This is a genomic window from Mycobacterium sp. 852014-50255_SCH5639931 (assembly GCF_001665605.1).
Taxonomy (GTDB): Bacteria; Actinomycetota; Actinomycetes; order Mycobacteriales; family Mycobacteriaceae; genus Mycobacterium; species Mycobacterium paraffinicum.
Window position 1 is genome coordinate 129,922 of the sequence record NZ_LZSV01000011.1, and the last position, 25,105, is coordinate 155,026.

The 25,105-nt window shown below is 67.3% G+C and carries 22 protein-coding genes; 9 read left to right on the forward strand and 13 right to left on the reverse strand.

Going from position 1 to position 25,105, the window contains the following annotated elements:
- The 5 genes from gyrB to dnaA all read right to left on the reverse strand — a co-directional run bounded on the left by gyrB (position 1) and on the right by dnaA (position 7,270).
- Positions 1-2,034 (reverse strand): DNA topoisomerase (ATP-hydrolyzing) subunit B, encoded by a 2,034-nt coding sequence (gene gyrB, locus A5758_RS06195; protein ID WP_067737804.1) that lies wholly within the window; start codon positions 2,032-2,034, stop codon positions 1-3.
- Positions 2,035-2,289: 255 nt separating this feature from the next.
- Positions 2,290-2,847 carry a DUF721 family protein gene (locus tag A5758_RS06200; protein WP_067737807.1) on the reverse strand — a complete coding sequence of 186 codons (558 nt, stop codon included), beginning with the start codon at positions 2,845-2,847 and terminating at the stop codon, positions 2,290-2,292.
- A complete protein-coding gene (gene recF, locus A5758_RS06205) occupies positions 2,844-4,001 on the reverse strand; it encodes a DNA replication/repair protein RecF (protein ID WP_067737810.1) in 1,158 nt (385 codons plus the stop codon). Before recF ends, A5758_RS06200 begins: the two co-directional genes overlap by 4 nt.
- Complete coding sequence (dnaN, locus tag A5758_RS06210) at positions 4,002-5,201, reverse strand: DNA polymerase III subunit beta (protein ID WP_067737813.1); 1,200 nt, start codon at positions 5,199-5,201, stop codon at positions 4,002-4,004.
- A gap of 536 nt (positions 5,202-5,737) precedes the next feature.
- The gene (gene dnaA / locus A5758_RS06215) at positions 5,738-7,270 is read right to left on the reverse strand and encodes a chromosomal replication initiator protein DnaA (RefSeq protein WP_067738314.1); all 1,533 of its coding nucleotides are present in this window, start codon (positions 7,268-7,270) and stop codon (positions 5,738-5,740) included.
- Positions 7,271-7,820: 550 nt separating this feature from the next.
- Between dnaA and rpmH the strand changes: the two genes are divergently transcribed.
- The 9 genes from rpmH (at position 7,821) to A5758_RS06250 (ending at position 14,190) form a co-directional block, all read left to right on the forward strand.
- Positions 7,821-7,964 carry a 50S ribosomal protein L34 gene (gene rpmH, locus A5758_RS25005; RefSeq protein ID WP_073880743.1) on the forward strand — a complete coding sequence of 48 codons (144 nt, stop codon included), beginning with the start codon at positions 7,821-7,823 and terminating at the stop codon, positions 7,962-7,964.
- Between the two features lie 23 nt (positions 7,965-7,987).
- Positions 7,988-8,350, forward strand: coding sequence for a ribonuclease P protein component (gene rnpA, locus A5758_RS06220; RefSeq protein WP_067737817.1), 363 nt, complete (start codon positions 7,988-7,990; stop codon positions 8,348-8,350).
- The gene (gene yidD, locus A5758_RS25010; RefSeq protein ID WP_082939399.1) at positions 8,347-8,688 is read left to right on the forward strand and encodes a membrane protein insertion efficiency factor YidD; all 342 of its coding nucleotides are present in this window, start codon (positions 8,347-8,349) and stop codon (positions 8,686-8,688) included. The genes rnpA and yidD overlap by 4 nt, the downstream gene beginning before the upstream one ends.
- Positions 8,672-9,781: a membrane protein insertase YidC gene (yidC, locus tag A5758_RS06225; RefSeq protein ID WP_156622514.1), complete on the forward strand. Its 1,110-nt coding sequence runs from the start codon at positions 8,672-8,674 to the stop codon at positions 9,779-9,781. Before yidD ends, yidC begins: the two co-directional genes overlap by 17 nt.
- A gap of 81 nt (positions 9,782-9,862) precedes the next feature.
- The gene (locus A5758_RS06230) at positions 9,863-10,420 is read left to right on the forward strand and encodes a R3H domain-containing nucleic acid-binding protein (protein WP_067737825.1); all 558 of its coding nucleotides are present in this window, start codon (positions 9,863-9,865) and stop codon (positions 10,418-10,420) included.
- Positions 10,421-10,479: 59 nt separating this feature from the next.
- Positions 10,480-11,205, forward strand: a complete 726-nt coding sequence (gene rsmG / locus A5758_RS06235; protein ID WP_067737828.1) for a 16S rRNA (guanine(527)-N(7))-methyltransferase RsmG — start codon at positions 10,480-10,482, stop codon at positions 11,203-11,205.
- Positions 11,202-12,170: a ParA family protein gene (locus A5758_RS06240; protein ID WP_082939601.1), complete on the forward strand. Its 969-nt coding sequence runs from the start codon at positions 11,202-11,204 to the stop codon at positions 12,168-12,170. Before rsmG ends, A5758_RS06240 begins: the two co-directional genes overlap by 4 nt.
- A gap of 23 nt (positions 12,171-12,193) precedes the next feature.
- Positions 12,194-13,171 (forward strand): ParB/RepB/Spo0J family partition protein, encoded by a 978-nt coding sequence (locus A5758_RS06245; protein ID WP_067208707.1) that lies wholly within the window; start codon positions 12,194-12,196, stop codon positions 13,169-13,171.
- A gap of 266 nt (positions 13,172-13,437) precedes the next feature.
- Positions 13,438-14,190 (forward strand): acetyltransferase, encoded by a 753-nt coding sequence (locus A5758_RS06250; protein WP_067737831.1) that lies wholly within the window; start codon positions 13,438-13,440, stop codon positions 14,188-14,190.
- Here A5758_RS06250 and A5758_RS06255 read toward each other — a convergent pair.
- The 8 genes from A5758_RS06255 to A5758_RS06290 form a co-directional block, all read right to left on the reverse strand.
- Entirely contained in the window at positions 14,187-15,407 is a 1,221-nt protein-coding gene (locus tag A5758_RS06255) for an N-acetylmuramoyl-L-alanine amidase (RefSeq protein ID WP_067208714.1), read from the reverse strand. The genes A5758_RS06250 and A5758_RS06255 overlap by 4 nt on opposite strands.
- 135 nt (positions 15,408-15,542) lie before the next feature.
- Positions 15,543-15,893: a thioredoxin gene (trxA, locus tag A5758_RS06260; RefSeq protein ID WP_066951113.1), complete on the reverse strand. Its 351-nt coding sequence runs from the start codon at positions 15,891-15,893 to the stop codon at positions 15,543-15,545.
- Positions 15,890-16,897: a thioredoxin-disulfide reductase gene (trxB, locus tag A5758_RS06265; protein WP_067737834.1), complete on the reverse strand. Its 1,008-nt coding sequence runs from the start codon at positions 16,895-16,897 to the stop codon at positions 15,890-15,892. Before trxB ends, trxA begins: the two co-directional genes overlap by 4 nt.
- 72 nt (positions 16,898-16,969) lie before the next feature.
- Positions 16,970-17,698: a hypothetical protein gene (locus A5758_RS06270; RefSeq protein WP_067737837.1), complete on the reverse strand. Its 729-nt coding sequence runs from the start codon at positions 17,696-17,698 to the stop codon at positions 16,970-16,972.
- Complete coding sequence (gene sigM / locus A5758_RS06275) at positions 17,691-18,302, reverse strand: RNA polymerase sigma factor SigM (protein WP_067737839.1); 612 nt, start codon at positions 18,300-18,302, stop codon at positions 17,691-17,693. The genes A5758_RS06270 and sigM overlap by 8 nt, the downstream gene beginning before the upstream one ends.
- 65 nt (positions 18,303-18,367) lie before the next feature.
- Positions 18,368-21,988 (reverse strand): murein biosynthesis integral membrane protein MurJ, encoded by a 3,621-nt coding sequence (locus tag A5758_RS06280; protein WP_067737841.1) that lies wholly within the window; start codon positions 21,986-21,988, stop codon positions 18,368-18,370.
- Positions 21,985-24,366, reverse strand: coding sequence for a hypothetical protein (locus A5758_RS06285; protein ID WP_067737846.1), 2,382 nt, complete (start codon positions 24,364-24,366; stop codon positions 21,985-21,987). Before A5758_RS06285 ends, A5758_RS06280 begins: the two co-directional genes overlap by 4 nt.
- On the reverse strand, positions 24,363-25,097 hold the full coding sequence (locus A5758_RS06290) for an NUDIX hydrolase (RefSeq protein WP_067737849.1): 735 nt from the start codon (positions 25,095-25,097) through the stop codon (positions 24,363-24,365). The genes A5758_RS06285 and A5758_RS06290 overlap by 4 nt, the downstream gene beginning before the upstream one ends.
- Between the last annotated feature and the right edge of the window lie 8 nt (positions 25,098-25,105).

Consider the following 25,105-nt stretch of genomic DNA (forward strand, 5'->3'; position numbering starts at 1 on the left):
TCAGACATCCAGGAAGCGAACGTCTTTGGCGTTGCGGGTGATGAAGCTGCGGCGCGCGTCGACGTCTTCGCCCATCAGGATCGAGAACAGCTCGTCGGCCGCGGCGGCGTCGTCCAGGGTGACTTGACGCAGCACCCGCACCGACGGGTCCATCGTGGTTTCCCACAACTCCTTCGCGTCCATCTCACCGAGACCCTTGTACCGCTGGATGCCGTCCTCTTTGTTGATCTTCTTGCCGGACTTCAGTCCCGCCTCCAGTAGGCCATCGCGCTCGCGGTCGGAGTAGGCGAACTCGGGATCGGTGCGCTGCCACTTCAACTTGTAGAGCGGTGGCTGCGCCAAGAACACGTGTCCGTTCTCGATGAGCGGCCGCATGAACCGGAACAGCAGCGTCAGCAGCAGCGTCGAGATGTGCTGGCCGTCCACGTCGGCGTCGGCCATCAGCACGATCTTGTGGTAGCGCAGCTTGGTGAGGTCGAACTCGTCGTGAATCCCGGTACCCAGCGCGGTGATGATCGCCTGGACTTCGGTGTTCTTCAGCACCCGGTCGATGCGTGCCTTTTCGACGTTGATGATCTTGCCGCGCAACGGAAGGATCGCCTGGAACATCGAGTCGCGACCGCTCTTCGCCGAGCCGCCGGCCGAATCACCCTCCACCACATAGAGTTCCGACTTGCGCGGGTCGGTGGAGCGGCAGTCGGCGAGCTTGCCGGGCAGCCCGCCGAGGTCGGTGGCGCTCTTGCGGCGCACCAGCTCTCGTGCCTTACGGGCCGCGATGCGCGCCTGCGCCGACGACACCGCCTTGTTCACAACGGTTTTGGCCTCCGAGGGATTGGCCTCGAACCAGTGCGTCAGCTGTTCGTTGCATACCCTCTGCACGAACGACTTGACCTCGGTGTTGCCCAGTTTTGTCTTGGTCTGGCCCTCGAACTGGGGCTCGGCCACCTTGACCGAGATGACCGCCGCCAAGCCTTCCCGGATGTCGTCGCCGGTGAGGTTGGGGTCCTTGTCCTTGAGCAGCTTCTTGTCTTTCGCGTATTTGTTCACCACCGAGGTCAAGGCGCTCCGGAAGCCCTCTTCGTGGGTTCCTCCCTCGTGAGTGTTGATGGTGTTGGCGAAGGTGTGCACCGACTCCGAGTAGCCGCCGTTCCACTGCATGGCGATTTCGACTTCGTGGCCCGGGCCTTTTCCGTCGAAGTCGATCACGCTCTGCTGGATCGGGCTCTTGGTGCGGTTGATGTGCTTGACGAAATCGACCAGCCCACCCGGGTAGTGGAATGTGCGGTGCTTGACCTTGTGCGGCGCAGTCGATTCCGCCGCCTTCTCCTCGGCGGACTTGGGCGCCTCGGCGGTGTCGCTGACCACCTCGTCGACGACCTCGTCCTGCTCTACTCGTTCGTCGGTGAGATTGATCGTGAGACCTTTATTGAGGAAGGCCATCTCCTGGAGGCGCCGCGCCACGGTCTCGAAGTCGTACTGCGTGGTCTCGAAGATCTCGGAATCGGCCCAGAACCTGATCGTGGTGCCGGTCTTCTTGGTGGCCTCGCCTTGCTTGAGCGTGCCGGGCACGGCGCGGTCGTAGTACTGGAACCACTCGTGGCCGTCACGTTTGATGCTGACTTCCAGGCGGGTGGACAGCGCGTTGACCACCGAGACGCCGACGCCGTGCAACCCACCACTGACGGTGTAGCCACTGTTCTCGCCACCGAACTTGCCGCCGGCGTGCAGCTGGGTCATCACCACGTCAACGGTGGGGGCCCCGGTGGCGTGCATGGCCACCGGAATGCCGCGCCCGTCGTCGGTGACCTCCACGCTGCCGTCATCGAGCAGCCGCACATCGACCTTGCTGGCGTAACCGGCCATCGCCTCGTCGACCGAGTTGTCGACCACCTCCCAGATGAGGTGGTGCAGCCCGCGCTCACCGGTGGACCCGATGTACATGCCGGGGCGTTTGCGAACGGCCTCCAGCCCTTCGAGCACGGTGATCGCTGAAGCGCCGTATTCGTCTTGCGCCTTCTTCTTCTGGGCAGCCACGGTCGGAATGCTCTCCTTGGGGTTTCATGCGGGCGGTTCCAGTCACCGCATCAGCCGCATACCACCAGTCTACCGTGATGGGCCGTCCGCACCGATTCTCTGGGCGCGTTTCTACCCAGCTAACCGCGCCGTGCGGACGATTTCTCTATTCCCGCCGCGTCCCGACGTGCGTCAAGGCACTTCACGTCGTCCTGGCGGCTTTGAGCGGCCTGTTGATAAAGCGGTGTCTGGGGATCGTCGGCGCCGGTCGAGGCGCTAGCCGTAGGTATCGCGCGGACCCCTCCCGGCGATATGACGGGGCCCCTTGCGCCACGACGGCGCGGCCGGGCCGGTGATTTTCAACGACGTCACGACCCCGTTGCCGACCGCCGCGGCGATCTTGGCCAACAGCTGCGACTGAACCATCCGCAGCTGGGTGGCCCACGCCGTGGATTCGGCGGTCACGCTCAGCACCCCGTCATTCAACGCCGTCGCCGTCGCATGGTCGGCGATCTGCTGGCCCACTACCGACGACCAGTTGCCCAACACCGTCCCCTCGGCGACCTGCGTCGACCACCCGCGTTTCTTCGCCAAGTCGCGCGCCAACCTGCCCAGCGGCTGGGGATCCCGGACGTCGGGCCCAGGGCCCGACCAGCTTCGTCGCTGACCCGCGACCCGTCGGGTCGCCGGCGGGGTAGACCGTCCCCGCCCGGCGTCCTTCCCTTGCGCACGGGCCGCGGCGCGGGCTTCCTCGAGGGTGCGCCTGACCAAATCGATGCCCCGCAACGGACCGGGATGTGCGGTGCCGGAACTTTGTTCGTCGCTGTCGGTCACGACCGCACCACCGAGACCCGACCGAGGTCGTCGTCGCGCAAGTCGATGTGCACCCGCGTGGTGTCCCAGTCCGCTGGAATGTCTTCCAGCACCGCGGCGGTCACCAGGACCTGCTCCGCCGATTCCGCGACCGTCGCCAATGCTCGACGGCGGGCCGCGTCGAGTTCGGCGAACACATCGTCGAGCAGCAACACCGGTTCACTCCCGTCGGCTCGCAGCAATTCGTACGACGCCAACCGCAGCGCCACCGCGAAAGACCACGATTCCCCATGGCTGGCAAAGCCTTTCGCGGGTTGATCACCCAGCCACAGCTCCAGATCGTCGCGATGCGGCCCGACCAGACACATTCCGCGATCCAACTCCGCGTCGCGGCGTTCGGCCAGCGCGGCCAACAGGGCCGCCTCCAGAAACTCGCGGTCGTTGCCGCCCCCGTCCGCCGCCGCGTGTCCGCCGAGGCTGGTGCGATACGCGATCGCCGCCGGCCGCGACGCCGGGGCCAACAACTGATAAGCCTTCTCCACCTCCGGCGCCAGCTGGTTGACCAGGTCGATGCGCGCGGCCATCAACTCCGCGCCGTGCTCCGCCAACCGGCTGTCCCACACGTCGAGGGTGTCCAGGGCACCGCGGTCACCCCGGTGCCGGATTCCGGCAGCGGACTTCAGCAATGCGGTGCGCTGGCGCAGAACCTTCTCGTAATCCGCGCGCACCGCCGCCACCGCCGGCCGCCGGACCGTCGCCAGGTCATCCAGGTAGCGGCGCCGCTCCGCGGGATCCCCGCGCACCAAGGCCAAGTCTTCGGGAGCAAACAGCACGGCGCGTAAAACTCCGAGCACCTCGCGCGTGCTACGCACCGGTGAGCGATTCAACCGCGCCTTGTTGGCCCGCCCAGCCGCGATCTCCAGGTCGATCGCGCATTCCCTGCCCTCGTTGACCACGATCGTCGACACCACCGCGCGGTCGGCACCCGCCCGGATCAGCGGTGTATCGGTGCCTACTCGATGCGAACCCAATGTTGTCGAAAACCACAGCGCCTCAATGAGATTCGTCTTACCGAATCCATTGGATCCGATGAACACCGTCCGGCCCGGCTGCAATTCGAGGTCGGCGTGCGCCCAGGACCGGAAATCGCGCAGTCCCAAATGCCGGACGTACACCTATCCGGGCAACCGAACTGGCATCAACAGATAGACATAATCCGTCGGCAACGCCCCGAAGGGCCCGTTGCCGGTGGGCGGACTGTCGTCGGCCGAAGCCGGCCGCAGCAACGCCGGCTTACCCGGCGTCGTGAAACCGAACGACACCCGCTCCGAATGAACGGCCGCGAGGCCATCGGTGAGGTACGTCGGGTTGAACGCAATCGTTAACGGCTCGCCGACGAAATCGACCGCAAGATCTTCCTCAGCCCGGCCGACATCGTCGGCGCCCGCGGACAGCCGCAGCGAGCCCTCGGAGAATTCCATCCGCACCTGGGCGCCCCGATCGGCCACCAACGCAACCAGCTTGATCGCCTCGGTCAACTCGGCCACGTTGATGGTGGCCACCGCCGTGTGCTCCGCCGGCAACAGCTGGCGGAACTTCGGGAACTCCGCATCGAGGAGCCGCGTCGTACTCCGCTTGCCGTTCCCGCTGATGCCGAGCAGACCATCTTTGCCGACCCCACTGCCCGCTCCCAGCGACAAACGGACCTCGGCACCGTCAGCGCCGGCCCTCGCCGCCTCGGCCAACGTCTTCGCCGGTACCAGGACAGCCGCTTCGATATCGGGCGACGACGCGGACCAGGTCAGCTCGCGCACCGCGAGGCGGAACCGATCGGTGGCGGCCAAAACCACCGTGTTACCCGAGATCTCGACCCGGATCCCGGTCAGCATCGGCAGCGTGTCGTCGCGGCCGGCCGCAATGGCCACTTGACTGATCGCCTCCGCGAAGAGCTCAGCGGGCAGCGTCCCAGTCTCTTCCGGCAACCCCGGCAGCGTCGGGTAATCCTCGACCGCCATCGTCGGCAGCGAGAATCTCGCGCTGCCGCAGTTCAGGGCGACGCGATTACCGTCGACGTAAAAGTCAACGGGCTTGTTCGGCAACGCCCGGGTGATGTCTGACAACAACCGTCCGGATACCAAAACACTTCCGGGAGAAGCGATTTCCGCTGCGACCTGCGCTTCGGCGGAAACCTCGTAGTCGAATCCGGAGATGGTCAAGCCCTCATCGGACCCGGATAACAACACTCCCGACAGCACCGGCACCGCCGGCCGGGTCGGCAGATTCTTCGCCACCCACGACACCGCGTCGGCGAAGGACTCCCGCACCAAACGAAACTTCAAGTCGCTGAGGCCAGCTCTTGTCGTCGCCGCGTCCATAGCGTCCCTTCACCTGCCGAGCGTTTAAAAGTCAGTGGCTAGCCTCTCCCCGCTAGCTTGGGGCTCCGCCACGAACGCCACTGACATGTCATGCCACCGGCGACCGCAACGGCAGTCGAAGAACAACCGTAGATCGTCTGGGGCCATCTTGAAAGCTAATCGCGAAGCCCGACAAGCTGGGTTACCGGCGGATCCTCGACGGGCATTCGAGCACGCGTCCCCAACGCTGTATTTCAAAGAAGAAATGACGAAGAGATCTCAGTACTAGTAATAAGGCCTGTGCAGATTGGGGACAGCGACGGCTTGATGCAGCTAGGGCAGGGGATCGGGCTGTGCATCACCGCGTGGACAACTGTGTGTCGAGTGTTGAGCCGCTGGGGAGGAAGGACGGCTGTGCACGCGGCGCCGCTTAGTACACGGGTGTTTGATTGCGTTGTGCACAGTCCTGCGCACAACCCGTGGGTGTGGCGGGTGTGACAGACGTGCGAGAAGTTTTTTGGAATTAATTGCGCGGGCAGGGCGCAGAGAGCCCGGCGTCAGCGCTTGGAGCGTTGCCGGATGCGAGTGGTGAGCTCTTTGACGTGATCGAAGACCTCACGCCGCTCGGCCATCTCGGACAAGATCTTGCGCTGCGCGTACATCACCGTGGTGTGGTCACGACCGAATGCCTGGCCGATCTTGGGCAGCGACAGGTCGGTGAGCTCGCGGCACAGGTACATCGCGATCTGGCGTGACTGCGCCAGCGCGCGGGTCTTGCCGGGGCCGCGTAGTTCTTCCACGGTGGTGTCGAAGTATTCGGCCGTCGCCGCCATGATGGTCGCCGCGCTGATCTGCATCGTGCTGGCATCGGCGATGAGGTCGCGCAGCACGATCTCGGCCAGCGCCTTATCGATCGGTGTCTTGTTCAACGAGGCGAACGCGGTAACGCGGATGAGGGCGCCCTCGAGTTCGCGGATGTTGCGTTCGATGCTGCTGGCGATGAGCTCCAGGACGTCGTCGGGAACCGCGAGCCGCTCCATCTGTGCCTTCTTACGCAAGATGGCGATGCGGGTCTCGAGTTCGGGAGGCTGGACGTCGGTGATCAAGCCCCACTCGAACCGGGTGCGCAGGCGGTCTTCGAGGGTGGCGAGTTGTTTGGGCGGCCGGTCCGAGGAGATGACGATCTGCTTGTTGGCGTTATGCAAGGTGTTGAAGGTATGGAAGAACTCTTCCTGGATACCTTCCTTTCCCTCGATGAACTGAATGTCATCGACGAGCAGCACGTCGACGTCGCGGTAGCTGCGCTTGAACGCGACCTTGCGGTCGTCGCGCAGCGAGTTGATGAAGTCGTTAGTGAATTCCTCGGTGGAGACGTATTTGACCCGCATCCCGGGGAACAACCGCTGCGCGTAGTTCCCTGCGGCATGCAGCAGGTGGGTCTTGCCCAGACCGGATTCACCCCAGATGAAGAGTGGGTTGTAAGCGCGCGCCGGTGCCTCGGCGATCGCGAGAGCCGCGGCGTGCGCGAAGCGATTGGAGGCTCCGATGACGAAGGTGTCGAAGGTGTAGCGGCGGTTCAGGCTCGTACCGCCGGCTACCGCCGGATCGGCGGAGTGCGGACGCTCGGTGAAGTAGTTCGGCCAACTCTGCGGCGCACCCTCGGCCCCGTCACCGTTCTCCTCGGCCTCATCGGTGTCGGTGGCGTCGTCTTCCGCGAACGACGCTTCGGCTTGGGGAAATGGTTCACCTTGCGGAATCACAACATCGTCGGCGTCGTCGTCGGGCGGCGCGATGCGCACCCCGAGCTGGATCTGCTGTCCAAGGCGGCGGCTCAGGGCGTCGGTGATGGGGGCGCGGAGATGACGCTCGATTTCGTTCTGGACGAAACTGCTCGGCACCGACAGCAGCGCGAATCCCTCGACGATGGTCAACGGCTGCACCAGGTTCAGCCAGGCCCGTTGCTGTGGTGTCAGGGGAGTAATGAGCGCGGTGCGGTTGGCGGCTATTCCGTCGGGGGTGGATTCGCCGGTGAGTTCGGAAACAACCGCGTTCCACACGGTCGTGAAACCTGAACCGGGGTCATCGGTCAACGACGCATCCCCCTGGTTCTCGAGCATCCCGGGTCAAGCTACAACCACGCTTGGTGACAAAGAGACTGTCCACATAGTTATACACAGGTGTGGACAGGATGAGCGTATGCGAACCCGAACCTACCGGCGACGGCTTGCGATCTCCGTGCTGGAAGAAAACCGTTGACGGCTGTCTAGGCAGCTAGTCGACCCACCATCCTTGCTTCGTTGTGGAGCGCCGTTGCAGTCTAAAACGACACTGGCAGAAGCTAACAGTTTTCCGTGCGGCTGCCAACAGTTCTGCTGCATTCCAATCGGGTTGTTTAGGGTTGCTTGGGCCCGGTGCCGCTCGCGACCGGGGGGTGCGTTGGGGCAGGCCAGGTTTGACCAGGCGAAGCGTGGTCAGTACCCTCAAACAGTCGCCCGAAAGTCGGCGATGCGGCTGCGACCCAGGTCTGCCTGGGGACCGCGCCGGCCAGCAGCAAGATTACCTCCGACCGACCCGCAGACGAACTTGAGCGAGACGTCTGGCCGGCCGGATGGAAATGCGAGACACAACGAGGAGAACGTCGTGGCCAAGGGCAAGCGGACCTTCCAGCCGAACAACCGGCGCCGAGCCCGCGTGCATGGCTTCCGGTTGCGCATGCGAACCCGCGCCGGACGCTCGATTGTGTCGAGCCGGCGCCGTAAGGGGCGCCGCGCGCTATCTGCCTGATCGCAACGTCGGGTTTTTCGGCGGTGCTTTCCGCACGCAACCGCATGAGGCGGTCAACGGAGTTTGACGCGACGGTGAAGCACGGTGTCCGCGCCTCGCAGCCCGACATCGTGGTCCATGTCCGGCGGGCGGGAGATCACGATGTGGCGACGGCTCCGCGGGTCGGATTGATTGTCGGCAAGTCGGTGGGCTCGGCCGTGGAACGCCATCGAGTGTCGCGCCGGCTGCGGCATGTGGCGCGATCCGCTTTGGGTGACCTCCAAGATTCCGACCAGCTGGTCATCCGCGCGCTGCCCGGCAGCCGGACCGCGTCGTCGGAGGGGTTGGCACAGGAATTGCGCCGAGGTTTGCGACGGGCGCTCGCGTCGGCGGGACGGCAAGGGTGACCGCGCCGGCGCGCGCCGCCATCCATACGCTGGGTGCGGCAACCGTGCGGGGCCTGATCTCTCTGATCCAGCTGTACCGGCACATGGTTTCGCCCCTGCGGCCGGCAACATGTCGCTTCGTGCCGACGTGCAGCCAGTATGCGGTCGACGCGCTGACCGAGTACGGCTTGATGCGGGGGAGTTGGTTGGCTGCGGTCAGGCTTGCCAAGTGCGGACCATGGCATCGGGGCGGATGGGATCCGATACCGGAGCGCTCGGGATGTCACGTGAACTTCGAAGATGCCAGCGACGCTTGGGCCCGCCCGGCGGCGCGAGGGGAGAGTGGAACTCTTGTTTGATTTCTTTAGCCTCGACTTCGTCTACTACCCGGTGTCGTGGATCATGTGGGCTTGGTACAAGCTGTTCGCCTCGATGCTGGGACCGTCGAACTTCTTCGCGTGGGCGCTGTCGGTGATGTTCCTGGTTTTCACCCTGAGGGCGCTGCTGTACAAGCCCTTCGTGCGGCAGATCCGCACCACCCGTCAGATGCAGGAACTGCAACCGCAGATCAAGGCGCTGCAGAAGAAGTACGGGAAAGACCGCCAGCGGATGGCGCTCGAGATGCAGAAGCTGCAACGCGAGCACGGGTTCAATCCCATCCTCGGGTGCTTGCCGATGCTCGCGCAGATCCCGGTGTTCATTGGCCTGTATCACGTGTTGCGGTCGTTCAACCGAACCACCGGGGGCTTCGGTCAGCCGCACCTGTCGGTGGTGCAGAACCGCCTCACCGGAAACTACGTCTTCACTCCGACGGACGTCGGGCACTTCCTGGATGCCAACTTGTTCGGCGCACCGATCGGCGCGTTCATGACGCAGCGGACCGGGCTGGACGCGTTCACCTTCTTCAGCCGGCCGGCGGTCATCTTGGTCGGCGCGCCGGTGATGATCCTGGCCGGCATCGCGACCTACTTCAACAGTCGGGCATCGGTGGCGCGGCAGAGCCCGGAAGCCGCGGCCAATCCGCAGACGGCGATGATGAACAAGCTTGCGCTGTACGTGTTTCCGCTCGGCGTGGTCGTCGGTGGTCCGTTCCTGCCGCTCGCGATCATCCTGTACTGGTTCGCGAACAACATCTGGACGTTCGGTCAGCAGCACTACGTGTTCGGCATGATCGAAAAAGAGGACGAGGCCAAGAAGCAAGAAGCGCTGGAGCGCCGGGCGGCCAACGCGCCGGCGCCCGGGGCGAAACCGAAGCGCAACCCCAAGGCGGGACAGTCGGGGGGCAACGGGTCGTCGACGGGCGCCGAGCGGGAGGCGGACTCCGAAGCCGCCGACGGCGAAGCCCCAGAGGCGAAGCCTGAGGCGGACAAGCCGAATCCGAGTGGACAAAACGGTGGCACGCCCAACCGCACTCCGCGGCCGGGCGCGCGACCCAAGAAACGCAAACGCTGACAAGGGAGACATCGCCATACCGGGCCGCCCTGGGTGGGTGACCCCGATTGGCAGGGACCCGTGGATGAGGGAGAGAAAGACATGACCGACGCAGACACCACCACCGAACGCGACGTGGATACCGAACTCGAAGCCGAGCGGCCGGCCGAGGAAGGCGCCGAGGACTTCGACGACCAGGAGGAGCGGTTGGTCGCCGAGGGGGAGATAGCCGGCGACTACTTGGAAGAGTTGTTGGACCTGTTGGACTTCGACGGCGACATCGATCTGGACGTCGAAGGCAACCGGGCGGTCGTGAGCATCGACGGTAGCGACGACTTGAACAAGTTGGTGGGCCGCGGCGGCGAGGTGCTCGACGCGCTGCAGGAGCTCACCCGACTGGCCGTGCACCAGAAGACGGGAGTCCGTAGCCGCTTGATGCTCGACATCGCCGGTTGGCGCCGGCGGCGCCGTGAGGAGCTGGCGGCTCTGGGCGACAAGGTGGCGCGGCGCGTACTGGAATCGGGCGAACGCGAAGAGCTCGCCCCCATGACGCCGTTCGAGCGCAAGATCGTCCACGATGCCGTCGCGGCGGTCTCGGGCGTGCATAGCGAAAGCGAGGGCGTGGAGCCCGCGCGGCGAGTTGTGGTGCTGCACGACTAGTCGAGTTACAGCCGTGTAGTTCCGGCGGGCACCCGATTCCGCGCCAGGCAAAGCAGAGGATGTTTCACGTGAAACATGTCGGCCCGGTCGAACCCGACGGGGATCAACCCGCCTCGCCGGAGCCGGACGCCGCGGCGTCGATCTTCGGTGCGCGGCTCGATTTGGCGCGGCGGTATGCGGACCTCTTGGCCGGCCCCGGTGTGGAACGGGGGCTGCTTGGCCCGCGCGAAGTGGAGCGCATTTGGGACCGCCATCTGCTCAACAGCGCCGCGGTCGCGGAATTGCTCGAGGCGGGGGAGCGGGTCATCGACATCGGCAGCGGTGCGGGGTTGCCCGGTATCCCGTTGGCGCTCGCACGTCCGGATCTGGACGTGGTGCTGCTCGAGCCGTTGTTGCGCCGCAGCGAATTTCTCAGCGAGGTTGTCGACCAACTAGGGTTAGCCGTCGAAGTGGTCCGCGGCCGTGCCGAGGAACTGTGGGTACGCCACCAGTTCGGGGAAAGGGATGCGGCGGTGTCACGAGCGGTTGCGTCGTTGGACAAGTTGGCGAAGTGGAGCATGCCGTTGCTGCGACCAGACGGTCGGATGCTCGCGATCAAGGGCGACCGCGGACGCGACGAAGTTGAACAGTACCGGCGTGTGATGGCAGCATCGGGCGCCGTTGATGCCAGGGTGGTGACATGTGGCGCGACCTATTTGCGTCCCCCCGCAACCGTAGTGATAGCGCGACGCGGAAAGCAGCCGCGCCACCAGCCGGCACGGATGGGGAAGGCCGGAAATCGATGAGCAATCCGGGAGAATCACCGAGCGCTCCGCACGTCCAGGCACCCGTGGCGGCCGTAGCGCCGGAGGCGGTCGGGGACCCCGCGGCGAATGTTTCACGTGAAACAGCGGACGAATTCGATACGCCGATAGGCGCCGCCGCCGAGCGGGCGATGCGGGTCCTGCACACCACTTATCCGCCGCTGCGCCGGCCAAGTCACCGACGGGTCCTGACCGTTGCCAATCAGAAAGGTGGTGTCGGGAAGACCACCACGGCGGTGAACCTGGCCGCGGCCCTGGCGCTGCAGGGGATCAAGACGTTGGTCATCGATCTTGACCCACAGGGCAACGCAAGCACGGCGCTCGGTATCACCGATCGGCAGTCGGGCACGCCCTCGTCGTACGAGGTGCTCATCGGTGAGGTTGACGTCAAGGACGCGTTGCGACGCAGCCCGCATAACGAGCGGCTGTTCTGCGTCCCCGCCACCATCGACTTGGCGGGCGCCGAGATCGAATTGGTCAGCATGGTGGCGCGCGAGAACCGGCTGCGGACTGCCCTGGCGGAACTGGACGACCTCGACTTCGACTACGTCTTCATCGACTGCCCGCCGTCACTGGGACTGCTGACCATCAACGCGCTCGTCGCCGCGCCGGAGGTGATGATCCCGATCCAGTGCGAGTACTACGCGCTCGAGGGTGTGTCGCAGCTGATGCGCAACATCGAGATGGTGAAAGCCCACCTCAATCCGCGGCTCGACGTGAGCACCGTGGTGCTAACCATGTACGACGGCCGCACCAAGCTCGCCGACCAGGTCGCCGAAGAGGTGCGCCGGTACTTCGGAACCAAGGTGCTGCGCACGGTGATCCCCCGCAGCGTGAAAGTCTCGGAAGCACCCGGTTACAGCATGACCATCATCGACTACGACCCCGGTTCGCGCGGGGCGATGAGCTATCTCGACGCGAGCCGTGAACTCGCCGAACGCGATTGACCACCATCCGTGAAGGGACGACCATGACGCAGCCGTTACGCAAGAAGGGCGGCCTCGGCCGGGGCCTGGCTTCGCTGATCCCGACCGGTCCCGCCGAAGGCGACTCGGGCCCCGCGACCCTCGGTCCGCGGATGGGGGACGCGGCGGCGGACGTGTTAATCGGCGGCCCGGAGCTGGCGCCGGCGGGCGCGGTGTATCGCGAAATCGCACCCACTGACATCGAGCCCAATCCGCGTCAGCCGCGGCAGGTGTTCGACGACGAGGCGCTCTCCGAGCTGGTGCACTCCATCCGCGAGTTCGGTCTGCTGCAGCCGATCGTGGTGCGGGCCGTCCCAGGAGCCAAGACGGGCCCGCGGTATCAGATCGTGATGGGGGAGCGGCGCTGGCGGGCCGCGCAAGAGGCGGGGCTCGCCACCATCCCCGCCATCGTGCGCGAGACGGGCGATGACAACCTGCTCCGCGACGCTCTCCTGGAGAACATCCACCGGGTGCAGCTCAACCCCTTGGAAGAGGCGGCGGCGTACCAGCAGCTGCTCGACGAATTCGGCGTCACCCACGATGAACTCGCCTCGCGCATCGGCCGTTCGCGTCCATTGATCACCAACATGATCCGGTTGCTCAAGCTGCCGATCCCGGTGCAGCGGCGGGTGGCCGCGGGCGTGCTATCGGCCGGCCACGCCCGCGCTCTGCTATCGCTGGAGGCCGGGCCCGAGGCGCAGGAGGAACTGGCCAGCCGGATCGTCGCGGAGGGGTTGTCGGTGCGGGCGACCGAGGAGGCGGTGACGCTGGCCAATCGGAGCGACGCGAGCACGCCGGCTCCCCAGCGGCGTAAGCCGATCCAGATGCCGGGACTCCAGGAAGTCGCCGATCGGCTGTCGAACGCCTTCGATACCCGGGTGACGGTCAGCCTGGGCAAGCGCAAGGGAAAGATCGTCGTCGAATTCGGCTCCGTGGACGATTTGCAGCGAATCATCGACATGATGACCACCGCTAAGGCCTGACCCGCCATACCCTGTAATTACGTCACTGTGACACCGGAGCGGTTACGGATAAGCAACACCCGGCCCGACGGCCCCGCTGAGTTACGAAAGCGCATGAGTTTCAACGATTTTCGGTAACGAACCGTTCGGGGCGGTAACGCGCTGAGCGTTCCGGCGCCGTGATCGGCGCCTCGACGACAAAGCTGGCCGGATTGCGACCTCCTCTCTTATCCTGGAGGGGTTGCCGGTGCCATTGGCTGCAGTACTGCACAGGAGCCAGGAGGCTAGTGTCCGCTCGAATCACCCCGCTGCGCCTCGAGGCCTTCGAACAGCTTCCCAAGCATGCGCGTCGCTGCGTGTATTGGGAGGTCGACCCGGCGACCCTCGGTAATCAGGACCACCTCGCCGATCCGGAGTTCGAGAAGGAAGCCTGGCTGTCGATGGTCATGCTGGAGTGGGGGTCGTGCGGTCAGGTCGCGACCGCGGCCGTCGACGACCGAAGCCAAACCGAACCGCCGTGCCTGGGCTACGTTTTCTACGCGCCGCCGCGGGCGGTGCCGCGGGCACAGCGGTTTCCCACCGCGCCGGTCTCCGCGGACGCGGTGCTGCTGACTTCGATGGGCATTGAGCCGGGGCAGGCCGCCGACGATCTGCTGCACGGGCTGCTTGCCCGGGTGATCGACGAACTGGTTCGGCGCGGAGTGCGGGCGCTGGAAGCCTTCGGCCGCACGCCGGCGGCGTCGGAGTTGCAGGACCCGTTGGCGGCGGCCCCTGATGTGCGGCCGGTGCTGGAGGCCGTCGGTGACTGCTCGGTGGACCACTGCGTCATCGACGCGGAGTTTCTGCAGGATGCGGGTTTCGTTGTGGTGGCGCCGCACACGTATTTTCCGCGGCTGCGGCTCGAGCTGGACAAGGGCCTCGGGTGGAAGGCCGAAGTCGAGGCGGCTTTGGAGCGCCTGCTGGAAGCCGCACAACTGCAAGAGCCGGTGGGAGCCGGGTCTGCGTCAGGAAATGCGTTGCAGGGCGCCGAAATCGGCTAGGAGCCGCCGAGCCGACTGGCGCGTTCCACGGACAGTTCGTGGGCCAGCAGTTCGGCGAATGTGAATGTGCCGGTGGGCCGGTCATTCTTGCCCAGGAGGTAGAGCCGCTTGACCGCGGCGAGAATACCTTCGGCGATGGCGTCGCGGGTCTGCGTCGAGATCAGCATTGCGCGATCCTGTGGATTGGTGATGTAGCCGACGTCCACCTGCACCGTGGGCATCCGGGTCAGGCGCAGCAGATCCCATGTCCGGCCATGGGTTCGGCAATCTCGTAACCCGGTGCGGGCCACCACTTCTCGTTGAATGAAGTCCGCTAGATTGCGCCCGATCGTGGACACCGAGCCGTGCGAGTTTCCGAAATGAAAGGAAGCCACGCCGTTGGCTGCGGGGCTGGACTGGTTTTCACAGCGCAAGCTGATCATCAGGTCCGCCCCGACGTTGTTGGCCGTGGCGGCGCGTTCGGCGTCCGACGGACTGCGGTTGACCGGCCGTGACAAGAAGGTTTCCATGCCGATGGCAGTCATCCGCCCCTCGAGCCGGCTTGCCAAGTCCCACAACACATCCGCTTCGCTGACCGGTCCCGACGGACCCTGCATCAGCTCGCCGTGATCCGTGCCGCCGCGACCCGGATCGATGATGATCCGCTTGCCCGACAGCTTGGGTCCTGATCGGCGGACCAGCTCCTCCTCGCGTATCGCGTGCGGTGAACCGCCCGTGACGCGGGAGCTCAGAAAATACAAGGAACGCAATGTCTCTGGACCACAGATGCCGTCGGCGGCGAGGCCGTACTCACGCTGGTAAGACATCAACGCGTTGTGCGTCTGCAACCCGAAGTGGCCATCGACCAGGCCGGTGTAGAAACCGAGGTCCTGGAGGCGGGCCTGCAGGGTGGCGACGTCGTCACCGTAGAGGGGGGCACCGAATTGGTGATACAGCGTGCGCGCGCCGAGGCGGTAGGACGCCTCCTTCAGGGCCCGATAGGTGGCCTCGCCGACGATGCCGTCCACCAGCAGGCCGCGGTGCTGCTGGAAAGCGCGTACCGCCTGGTCGAGTTCGATATCGAAGAGCTCGGGGGGCACGTGCCGGCCGGTGGTGAGATCATCTTCGGCGCCGTCCAGCAGCCCTAGCGCTGCCAACGTAGCCCGAATCTCGGTCACGGCTGCGCTGCGGTCACCACAGCGCAGCGCATCGCCGTATTCACGGCGCGGACTCGACATACCAAAGGCCCTCCGGGACACACTGACAGGCTCGTATCTGAGCAACAGCTAACAGCAATTGTCGCAGATGCTTCGCATATTCGGGAAAACCCCAGGCTGAACGCCGGGGCGTGGTGCGGCGAACTTAAATCGCGATCAGCTGAGGTTGGGAACCGCGTCCGAGAGCTCCCGCAGCAGCGCTGCCTTACCTTTGGCGCCGACGATCCGCTTCACCGGCTGGCCGTCTTTGAACAGAATCATGGTGGGGATGGAGACGACTTGGAAGTCGCGCGCGGTCTCCGGATTGGCATCCACATCGAGCTTGGCGATGGTGAGCTGCTCGGCGCGCTCGCTCGCGATTTCCTCGAGCACCGGCGCTACCATCTTGCACGGCCCACACCACGTCGCCCAAAAATCAACCAGCACAGGCTTATTGCTGGACAACACCTCCGTGGAGAACGATGCGTCTGAGACTTCGATTGTGGCCCCGGCTTTTTCGGCGGTCATTGAGGTGCTCCAATCATCTCGGTACTGCCAGGAAATTCGGTTGCGTCGCTTTGAGCAGCAGAGCTTGATTCGACATGGTCGGCCAGCCAGCGTTCGGCGTCGATGGCCGCTGAGCAGCCGCTGCCGGCGGCGGTGATCGCCTGGCGGTACGTGCGATCCACCAGGTCCCCGGCCGCGAACACCCCCTCGATCGAGGTGGCCGTGGTGCGGCCCTGAACCAGCACGTAGCCCTCGGGGTCGGTGTCGAGAACATCGCGCACCAACTCCGAGCGCGGATCGTGACCGATCGCCACGAACACACCCGTCACGGGCAGGGTGGATTCCTCCCCGGTGAGGGTGTCGCGCACCCGCAAACCCGTGACGGTCTGATCGCCTTCGACGCCCAGCACGCCCTTGTTGGTCGCGAAGGTGATCTTGTCGTTGGCGCGGGCGCGTTCGAGCATGATGCGCGAGGCGCGGAATTCGTCGCGGCGGTGCACCAGGGTGACGCTGCGCGCGAACCGGGTCAAGAACGTGGCTTCCTCCATCGCCGAGTCCCCGCCGCCGATGACCGCGATGTCTTGGTCTCTGAAGAAGAACCCGTCACAGGTCGCGCACGAACTCACCCCGCGGCCCAGCAGCTCCTGCTCACCGGGGACCCCCAGATACCTCGCCGCCGCGCCCATGGCCAAGATGACGGCCCGGGCGCGGACGGTCTCGCCCTCGGCGGTCGTCACCGACTTGACCGGGCCGTCCAGCGAAACCGATTCGACGTCTTCCATCCGCAGATCCGCCCCGAAACGGAGGGCCTGTTCACGCATCTGGTCCATCAACTCGGGACCGGTGATGCCGTCCCGAAAACCCGGGAAATTCTCCACCTCTGTGGTGGTCATCAACGCGCCACCAAACGACGTCCCTTCGAACACCACCGGCGCCAACTGCGCCCGCGCCGTGTACAACGCCGCGGTGTACCCAGCAGGACCCGAACCAATGATGATCACGTCGTGCACAGTGTCGGCGGTCATAGAACCCTTTCAAGCGATCGTCCCTGGATTCCTACAAACGCCAGCGTAGGCACGGCTGTTCCCGGCGCCGCACTAAGGGCGGGGGATTTCGGTGTTGGCCATGAGGCCGGTGTCGGCGGCATTGCAGTTCAGCGCGACGACGTAGACCGCCAGGCTGTGTGGAGTGTCGCCTGCCACCACCAGCACGACGCCGGGGCGGGCGTTGATCTCGACCCGGCGCGCGCCCAGCACCTGCGTGGACGCTGGATAGCCGAGGCCGGTGAGGCAGGAGGCGCGCCGTGCCGGGTCCCCGAGGGGGCCGTAATCCGGGCTCTGGTTGAGCAGGCCCAGTATTTCGTCCTGCGACAGCGGCACCACCATCGGCGGGGTCGACACCGTGATGTGCTCGGCGGTGACCGGGGTGCTGGGGGCAGGCTCCGGCGCGGTGATCAGAGCCGCGGTGCCCACGCCGACCGCCGCGAGCAGCGCGCCCACGCCCGCCACCACGGCGACCACCCGCGCGGGCCGGATCCGGGGCCGAGCCGAGTGCGCGACCGGCTGGTCTGTCTCAGCCGACGCCAGCGCCGCCGAGATCCGGGCGGCGACCTCGGGCGGGACGTCGGGCGCCGGGTCGGCTCCCAGCGTGGCGACGTCGCAGCGTGCCCGGTTGAGGGCGCGCAGAACCTGCTCGGCCTGCGCGTCATCGCGGACCCGTCGCCGCACGCGGGCCGCGGATTCGTCGTCCAGGAGGCCGGCCTGCAGGTCGGCGAGAAGCTCGACCGTCAGGGGCGGCTCGTCGGCTTCGTTGTCGGCTTCACTCATCCGCCCCAGTGTCCGTCATGCGCTGCCTGACGGCCATGGGTGGGCCCAGGTCGGGCGCGGCTTTGAGATAGCCGAGAAGCTCGGCGAGACGCATCCGCGCCCGGGCGCACCGGCTCTTGACGGTGCCCTCGGCGACGCCCAGCAACGCGGCGGTGTCGGCCACCGAGTACCCCTGCATGTCGACGGCGACCACCGCGGCCCGTTGCTCGACGGGAAGCCGCATCAGAGCGCGCTGCACCACCATCGCGGTCTCGACCTGGGCCGTGCGATCGGCCACCGGGTAGACGTCTTCGAGCGGGACGGACGGGTGGGCCTTGGTGCGCCGCAGCCGGTCCAGGCAGGCGTTGACGACGATGCGGTGCAGCCAGCTGCCGACCGTGGCGTCATGCCGAAACGCGCCGGCGCCGCGGTGCGCCGAGAGCATGGCGTCCTGCAGCGCGTCCTCGGCGTCCTCGGCAGTGCGCGTGGTGAGCCGGGCCAGCCGGTGCAGCTGTCGCTGGTGGCGCAGGAACAACTCACCGAAGGCGTGCCGGTCGCCGGCGACGTGGGCTGCCAGCAGCTCGGCATCACTGCGTTCACGCTGGATGTCTCCCCGGGAGCCCACGGCCGGACAGTAACCAATCGGCTGCGGGGCGGCACTTCACCACGGCGGGGGCGCTGTGAGTGCGATCAGGAAGCGGCCTGGACCGTGATCTCAAAGAAGCCGGCCTGGCTCTTGCCGTTGGTCGTTCCCAGCGTGGAGATCCACACCAGCAGATTCGACGTCGGCGAACCCGCCCGGACCGGTATGACGTTGTGACCCGGCTTGAGCGTGAAGGCGGACGCCAGCACGGTGGTGTCGTTCAGCGACGCCGGCGAGGCCGTGGCCGACGAGCGAATCTCGACCTTGGTCCCGCTGCTCGGCGTGTCGATCGTGACCTGCCCGACGACGGTGGCGCTGGGCAGCTGCAGCATCAGGCCTTCACCCTGCTTGAAGCTGGGGAACGGGACCGCGTCGGTGTAGACCTCGGTCGCCCAGGCGGTCGAGGGATCACCGTCGATCGCCTGCCCGGCCGTGCCCGCGTTGTCGGCATCGCCGTCGGGGGAGTAGACCGTCGCTTTGGTCGGCTTGACGACGCTGCCGGCGGCCGCGGAGCTGGGGGCCGACGACGAGGTGGAGGAGGAGGGGCCGTTCAGCCCGAGCTCGTCCTTGTTGAGGCCACCGCCGACGTTGCCGAAGATCTTGCTCACCACCGACGCCAGGACCAACAACGCCACCACGATGACGACAACGCCCGCGCCCACGCCGATCAACACGTTGCGGCGCCGCCGCGCGAGGGCGGCGTCGTCCTGACCCGCGGACGCACGCGCGGTGGCGGGCGCCGGCGAATCGTCGATCGGACCCAGCACCTCGGTCCGGTCGGCCACCGCAGTCGCTTGTTGCAGCAGGTTCAAAAGCGTTGACGCGCTGCGTATCCCGCCATCCTCTTGAACCGCGCGGACCGCTACGGCCGAAATCTGGAAGGGAATGCCGCGGTCGATGACCATCGGCTCCACCGGCTGGCCCGTCGAATCGCGCTCGGCCGGGGCGAGCCCACTGCGCACGCTGGACTCCGCGAGCGGCCACCGATTGACCAGCAGGGCATACAGCGCTGCGCCGATCCCGCGGATGTCGCCCTGTGGGTTGGCCTCGGGCATGGTCGCCGGGTACGCCAGCACGACGTCGCCCTCGATGCTCACGCGCACCCGGCTCGGGTGGTCGATCGACAACGCGACGCCGGCGCGGTGGGCCGCGTCCGCGGCCGCCGCCAACGATTGCATGGCCCGGACGGCGCCGACGGGCGACGGCGCGGTGTCGGCCACTTCCTGCAGCGAACCGCCCCGCACCCACTCCGAGACGACCAGGCCGCCGTGGCCGGTGTGGACCACGTCGAGCACCCGGGCGATGCCGGGCTTGTCGATGCGGCTGAGCCGCAGGGTGCGGGACAGGATTTCCTGCAGCACCTCGTCGGGCAACGCCCCGTCGGGGTCGACGAAGGTCAGCGCCACCTGCCGGTCCAGCGCGGTGTCGAGCGCCTGCCAGAACTGCAGGGGCGGCGCGCCGCCGTGGAAGACCAGCAGGCGATACCGGCCGCCGGCGATGCGAGCGCCGGGAACCAAATGGACGTCGTCTCCTGCCGGGTCGCCGCCGCGGTCGCGGGGCGCGTCAAACGGGGGCGGACCGCCGCGCGATTCGGGCGCAACGTCGCCGTTGCGCTGGTCGGACGGGCGTGGGGCCGCCGGCTCGGACGGTCGGTCGGCGGGGATGTCGGGTTGGAAGTCGTCGGCAACCGGTCGTGGCACCTCGGCACCCGACGCGGCACTCTCGACAGGGCGGTCGGTCACCTCCGGTCCTTTCGCTATCCGGGCTGGGATTGCCCGCTCCGGAGGTCTGCGCCGGATCGGCTCCTGGACCGCATTTACCCCAGGCGGGGACGAATTCCTCTGCTCAGGGTACGTGACCGGGGACCGGGCAGACGATCGATCCGGTGTCATCGGTTTGCGGGACGGCACCGCATGGCCCCCGAAGCGGCGTCTGACGGCGTCCAGCGCGGCCTGCGCCTCCGGGACACGCGCGCGGAGCATCACCGTCGCCATGATCGGCAGCATGATGACGGCGAGGATGAGCAGGCGCAGCAAGGAACCCGCGCCGCCGCCATGCGCGGTCAGCCGGTCCAGTCCCGCCAGCCGGTCGGCCACATGGGCCACCAGACCGGCCAGCATCGAGGCGGTGATCGTCACCAGGATGGTGCGCAGCTCACCTCTGCCGATCAGGTGGCCGCCCGTCGGCAGCAGGGTGCGCCGGAGCAAGAGGTAGCCGATGACCGCGCCGGCCAGAAACCCGATACCGTTCGCCAGCCCCAGATAACCGGCTACCAGCTTGGGGTCGTCGGTGAGGTGGGGCGCCAGCACGGATCCGACGATCTTGACGGCCGTGATGACGAGGATGATGACGATCGGCGTCCAGGGCTGCTCGCGCGCGTAGAAGACGCGCAGCTGCAACAGCACCAGTCCGTAGGGGATCAGGGTGAATGCCGACAGGGCGATCGCGGCGCCCAGGTATCCGGCGTCGACTCCGCCGAAGTGGCCGTAGGCGAACAGCGCGCTGCCGATCGCTGGACCACCGACGGTCATGAACGCGACGATCGGGATCAGCGTGATCAGCGTCAGCCGCGTGGCCAGCGACAGGTCGGCGAGCACGGCCTTGGTGTCGTCGGCGGCGGCGTTGCGGCTCAGCCGTGGCATCACCACGGTCAGCACGGTCACGCCGATCATGCCGAACGGCAGCATCAGGACCAGCCAGGTGTAGTTGTAGATGGCGGGCCCCGAAGCGGCCGCCGTGCTGGCGATCTGGTTGCCGACCACCAGGCCGAGCTGGCTGATCAGCACGTAGAGCACCATCGCGGCGGCCATCGTGCCGAAGCGCTTGAGGCGCTCGTCGATCCCCCATAGGGGGCGCAGGTCGACCCGCTGGCGCCGCAGCGCCGCCAGCAGCACCGCGGTCTGCGCGAAGACGCCCAGCGTCGTGCCGATGCCGAGGACCAACAGCTTGGTGTTGCCCATCCGAACGGGGTCGACCGACAGTTCGCCCGGGACGACGGCGTAGACCGCCAAGGTCGCGAGGGCGACGACGTTGTTGACCACCGGCGCCCACGCCGTCGGCCCGAACACGTTGCGGGTGTTGAGGATCGCCATGAACACCGATGTCAGGCCGTAGGCGAGCACCTGGGGGAGCAACAGGTAGGCGAACGCGGTGGTCAGCGGCTCGTTGACCTGCGGGGAGCGGCCGAGCATCAGCTGCACCAGCAGCGGCGCGGCGAGCACCGACAGCGCGGTCGCCAAAACCAGCAGCGCGGTCGTCAACGTGACCAGGCGCCGCACGAACGCGGCGCCGCCGTCGGGGTCGCTCTGTTCGGCGCGGGCCAGCACCGGCACGAAAATGGCGGTGAAGGTCGCCTCGAGCACGAGCGCCGCCACCAGGTTCGGCAGCTGATTGGCCACCGAGAACGCGCTGGACAGCGCGGCGCCCAGGATGGCCGCCAGCAGCACGACCCGGGCGAAGCCGGTCAGCCGGCTGACCAGCGTGGCGAACGCCATCGCCCACGACCGCGATACCAGCGCGGCGTCGGACAGTTCGGGTCGCCGGCGATCGATCCCCGCTGGAACGGGCGGCAGGGGACCCGTGGGCGGCGAGCCCGGGCTTCGGGGGCGCCGCGGCGGCTGTGCCGGGCGGGGGTGTTGCGGCGCGGCCTGCCGGTTGGCGGGTTTCATACTCGGTGCTCTTGCTCGACCCGATCGTCGGTCTGGTCGTCCATGCCCGCGGATCTGGCTCCGGGTGGGTCCGGCCGGTCCAGGTCGGCGCGGTCGGGCTGGCCGCGGAAGCGGTGCCACAGGCGCCGTCCGGCCAGCAACACCAGCACGGCGGCAGCGGTCATGGTGATGGCGAACAGCACCTTGCCGTAGGCGTTGGAATGCACCGACAGGCGAACCGGCTCGCCCAGCCGCAAGCCCTCCGGGGTCCGCAGCGTCACGTCGATGGCGACCCGCTGGGTGAAGTTCACTTCGATCGGCACCCGCAGCGGTAGGTATCCGGGGGGCAATTCGATCTGGCCGACGTCGGTGACCGTCATCCCCGGCGGGGCGTCGACCTGCAGCCGCACCCGGATGGGGACGGCCAGGCCGTTGTGCAGCGCCAGCGGTAGGGGGCTGTGCTCGGTGGCCAGGGTGTAGGAGCCGCCCGGGTTGACGATCGTGACCGCGCCGAAGAGGTCGTTGATCGTCTTGCCGACGACGGCCATCCGCTGCTGGGCCATTCCGTTGCGGGTGTCGGGCGGTTCGGATTGGCTCAGCGCGCGCAGCATGTCTTCACGCAGCGGCGCGGTGTATTGGATGCCGGTCAGCCCGGTGCGCTCGTCGGTGCTCAGCGCCGACGTCAGGCCCGACAGCCGGCCGACCTGGCCGGCCACCGCGGCGGTCACATCGTCGCCGAATCGGCCGCGCACGGAGGTGTAGGCCCCGGCCGGCTCGGACTCCTCGGTGCGGGCCGAGGCCTCGGCAACCACCGCCGGCAGCGGTCGCGGTACCGCCAGACCGGACCGGATGGTGGTGGTGAGCGCCGTCAAGATCACGTGGGCGTCGTCGGCCTGCAGATTCCACGTCGCCGGCGGGACCAGGATCTGGGTGCGGGGCGCGTCATCGTGGCGCAAGGCGTGCCAGAACATCGAGCCCAATGCGTCCTGGCGGCGTGCGGTCACCGAGTCGTGCGCGAGCCGGATCGTCAGCGACGAGTCCAGGTAGGTGGGGACGGCGGGAGAGCTTCCCGCCCCGGCCAGCGCGGCGCCCACCGCCGGGTCGAACGGCGCGACCACCACTTGCGGGGACAGCCGCCGCGGTGCGGTGTCGACGGTGGAATCGGAGGATCCCTGCGCATCCGCGGCGGACAGGTCGGCGGCGGCAACGGCGACGGTGGTTTCGTTTGCGCCGAGCAGGTTGACCGCGCGGTTGGTCAGCGGGCCGTCGGGCACCAGGGTGGCGCCGCGCACGGACGGTACGTCCAGGATGCGGTCGACGATGCTGTTGACGTCGGTGGTCGCGGCGGCGCTCAGCCCGCGGTCGTTGACGCGTTGCAGGGCGTCCAGGTCGGCCTGCGCGTAGGGGAGCGGCGCGACACACGTGCGGCGGGCCAGGGTACGCAGCCGGTTGAGCCATTCGACCGCTGCGGCCTGTCCGGCACCGGGGTGGGTCAGGGTGCCCGGAAGCTGACCGGGGCCCTCGGGCGGATCGGTCACCACATAGCCGGCGGTCATCGCGTTGACGGTGACGAGCAGGTCGGGGTCGACGGCCAAACACAACGCCCGGCCGACCGCGCCGTCGGGGTCGACGTCGTGGCTGGTGGCGACCTCGGCCGCGGACAGCAAGATGTCCAGCCGGCCGCCGCTGGCCAGGGAGGTGGCCAGGTCGTCGTCGACGAGGCGCACGGGAATGGTGCCGCCGGGCACGCCAGGGGCCAGCCGGGGCCGATCGGCCAACGGCCACAACATGGTGATCCACACGGGTTTGGAGGTGTCGGGCGCGACGGCGGAGCCCAGATCACCGCCCTGGTCGGGGGGCACACCGACAACCGGCAACAGGAAGCGCGCGTTGTCGAGCCTGGCGGGGGCGCCGTAATCGGGTGTGCCGTTCACGTTGACCAGGACCGGGTAGATGCCGGGCTTCTCGATCCCCAGGGACTGTTTGGTCAACGAGCGCAGCGGCGCCGACAGGGTGAAGCCGGCTTCTTGGCCGCGTTGCAGTTCGGGAGCGACCGTCAGGAAATCGGCGGCCGGCTGATACCCGTCGGTCTCGCCGTCCAGGGTGGTCCGCAATCCCGTGGACGCGGTGATCGCCCCGGCGTGTTCGAGGCGGACCATGACGTCGCGGACGGGGCGGTCGCCGACGTTGGTCACCATGCCGCTGACGGTGACGACGGGTTGGCTGGACGTGGTGACCACATCCGGGGTGACTTGGTCGATGCGGACGCGGACGAACGGTGTCGCGCCCGGCTCGCCCGCGGCCGCGCGCGGCATGACGGGCGCGGTGAGCATCGCGAACCCGGCCACGATGCCGATCACTGCCGCGAGGCGTAACAAGCAGAGTCGGGGCGCCGTCACGGCCCTGGCCCGTGGCCGTTCTTCCGGCTGGTCGCCGGCTTGTCGGCATGCCGGGTGCGCGAGTGTGTCTGCGGGCGGCGCCGGGGGGAGGTGGGTGGCAGCGGTGGCAGGGCGGCGGGGCCGTGGTTTTGGAGCTTGTCGATCAGCTCGTGGGCCACTCGGGCCAGTCGACGTTCGTCGGCGTAGGCCAGCTTCGACGGCAGCTCGTGCATCGGCACCCAGGCCACCTCGGCCACTTCGAGGTCCTCGTCGGACAACTCGCCGCCGGAGAAGCGCATCAAATAGTGGTGCACGGTCTTGTGGACCCGGCGGCCGTCGGTGACGAACCAGTAGTCGATGCGTCCGAGCGCTGCCAGCACGCTGCCGCGGATGCCGGTCTCTTCGGCGACTTCTCTTATAGCCGTCTGCTCGGCCGTCTCACCGAGTTCGATGTGTCCCTTGGGCAGTGACCACAGCATTCGCCCCCGGCGATCGATGCGGCCGATGAGCGCCGCGACCTGAGAGTCGCGGGGCCCGTCGAGGCCGTCGATGACCAGTCCTCCGGCGGAGGTTTCGTGGACGGTCCGAAGCCGGTCCGGTCCCCGGTGAGGCGCACGGGATCGGCGCGATTTGGTCGGCGTCGAGTCGGCGGGGGCTTGGCCGTTCGTCTGGTTCTCCGTCGAACTCGCAGCGCCACGACCGCGCCGCCGCCCCCGGCGTCGACGTGGCTTGCCTTGTTCGCCGTCCGACACCCAAGCGA